Here is a 2,667-nt window from a genome sequence, read left to right on the forward strand (position 1 = left end):
GCATTTGAATGGATAACTACAAAGGATACACGTCCATTAGCAGAAGTTGTTCCACTAATCGATGTTTGACCCGCTCCAAGTGTGTTATTTGAATTTACAGTTACATAAGCATAATCTGCCGCTTCTGCACCTTGTTGTGGTGCAATATAGGTCATAATTGGTGTTGCTAAAACATTTACCGCTAAAAGTGCCACAGCGGTTTTTTTTAATAAATTGTATTTCTTTTTTGATCATATTATCTAATCTCCCTCTATTTTTATATAAATATCGTTATTTTATTAAAAACTTTAAAATTTTTTATTAAGAATAATCTTAAAGTTTCGAAAACATTTTGTATATATGACTTTTAAGATCCGTAGATTTTCTAACATACAGCAACCCTCCCAGAAGAGGAAGGATTGCTTCAATTGTTAGGATCAAAATTACTGAACTGTGATGACTGTACGTGTAATGAAGTGACTGTCTTGAGCATAAATTTCTACTTTATCACCAGCGACAATACCTGCTCCGCTGACAGAGAAAGTGCTGCCGGAGATCGTGCCAAGCGTTTTACAGTACCGTTGACAACGAGTTGTAGACGTTTCACATCTGCACCTACTGTTCCTGTAATCGTCGCATCTCCCAGTGTGTAAGGGTTTGCTGTTGCTGCAAAATCAAGCGATCCGCTGATTACAACTGGGATACGGATTTGATCCACATTGGATGCATCCACCCCAACGATTTCATAGTTCGCGCCATCGTCTTTGATTTGGACATAAGCTTCTGGGAAGGTGAAGCTGCCGCTTCCATCTACGTTCCGGTTTACTACTAAGACATTGTCTTTATAGAGACGAACTGCTTTAATATCCGCACCGTATTTCCCAGTCAAAGCATCTTGACCAATTTTGTAGCTGTCTTGTGTTAGCGAATAATCTTTAGGAACTGTTACCGCAATTGTTTTGCGGGCTTGTTCTTGATACGTGCTATCTACGCCGACAACTTCCACTTTATCTGTACCTGCTGTGATGAAGGAATCTACATTATTGAATGTATAGTTTCCGTTGCCATCCAGTTGGCCTTGAGCTTTGACTTCACCGTTTACAAGGAGACGAACTGCTGTAATGTCTTTGCCGTAAGTTCCGATAATTTGTTTTCCTTTTAGCTCATAAGAAGCTGGAGCTGTCAGCGCATAGTCAACTGGTTTGCTGACAAGATTTACCGTTTGGCTCGCTTGTTGAACGAACTGTTTATCCACTGCAACGACTTGTACATTATCTGTTGCCGATTTAATGAATTGAGCTGCATTTGGAATCGTGTAGTTTCCGCTGCCATCTAGTTGAGCTTGTGTCACAACATTGCCATTCACAACGAGACGTACTTGGTTGATGTCTTCTCCGTAAGTACCGGATAGAGCTGTTGATGTCCCGATTGTATATGGATTTTCAGCAACTGTTAATGTGTAATCTAAGTTTTCGTTCACAGTAACTGGAATTCGTTTTTGTTCGACAAAGCGGCTGTCTACTCCGACAACTTCCACTTTATCGCCTGCTTTGATACTTGGACCGATATTAGGGAAAGTATAGTTGCCGTTTCCATCAACTTCTGCTTGACGAACTACCACATCATTAATGAAGAGACGAACACGAGCAATGTCTTTGCCGTATGTTCCAGTTAGGTTCGCTTGGTTCAAGCGATAAGGATCAACTGTTAGAGCATAATCGTACACAATGCCACCTTGTACAGGAACCGCTACTTCAGCGCGTTGGACATAACTGCTATCCACACCAACTACTTTAACCACATCTTTATCTGATGTAATATACTGAGCTGCATTAGCGAAGCTGTAATTACCTGCGCTGTCTGTTGTCGCTTGTGCAACCACTGTTCCATTGACGAAGAGACGAACTCTCGAGATATCTTTTCCGTATGTGCCTGTGATCGCTTTCGATGTTCCCACGATGTAAGGATTTTGAACAACTGTTAATGTGTAATCTAAGTTTTCGTTCACAGTTACTGGAATTCGATTTTGCTCTTGGTAACGGCTGTCTACACCGACAATTTCCACTTTATCGCCTGCTTTAATGTAAGAAGCGATGTTCGGGAAGGTATAGTTGCCATTACCGTCCATTTCAGCTTGACGAACGATGGTGCCGTTCACCACAAGACGTACTTTGAAGATGTCTTTACCGTATTTCCCAGTCAAGTTCGCTTGGTTGAGGGTATAAGAATCAGCTGTTAGGCTGTAGTCATATACGATGCTACCTTGGACATTAACTGGAGTCTCTGCGCGTTGTGCAAATGTACTGTCAACCCCAACAACTTTCACCACATCACTGCTTGACTTGATGAATTGCGCAGCATTTGGGAAGGTATAGTTTCCTGCGCCATCCGTTTGAGCTTGTGCCACTACTTGGTCATTCACGAAAAGACGAACACGAGACAAGTCTTTACCGTAGGTTCCCGTCAACGCTGTCGAAGTTCCGATGATGTATGGGTTTTGATTGACTGTAAGGTTGAAACTCATCGAATCGTCAACATTCACAGGAATTCGTTTTTGCTCTTGGTAACGACTATCCACCCCAACCAGTTCTACTGTATCTCCAGGTTGAATAAAGGTCGCGACATTTGGGAAGGTGAAGTTGCCGTTGCCATCCATTTCAGCTTGACGAACGATGGTGCCATTCACCA

The 2,667-nt window shown here is 42.1% G+C and carries 2 protein-coding genes; both read right to left on the minus strand.

Annotation, left to right across the window (positions count from 1 at the left end; all coding sequences use genetic code 11):
- Window positions 1-194, minus strand: a 194-nt coding sequence (locus tag MFLO_RS13720) for a hypothetical protein (protein ID WP_036098605.1), incomplete at its 3' end; no start/stop codon positions are given.
- Between the two features lie 284 nt (window positions 195-478).
- A partial coding sequence (locus MFLO_RS15760; protein ID WP_338151532.1) for an immunoglobulin-like domain-containing protein occupies window positions 479-2,667 on the minus strand: 2,189 nt, incomplete at its 5' end.

Source organism: Listeria floridensis FSL S10-1187 (genome assembly GCF_000525875.1).
GTDB classification, from domain to species: Bacteria; Bacillota; Bacilli; order Lactobacillales; family Listeriaceae; genus Listeria; species Listeria floridensis.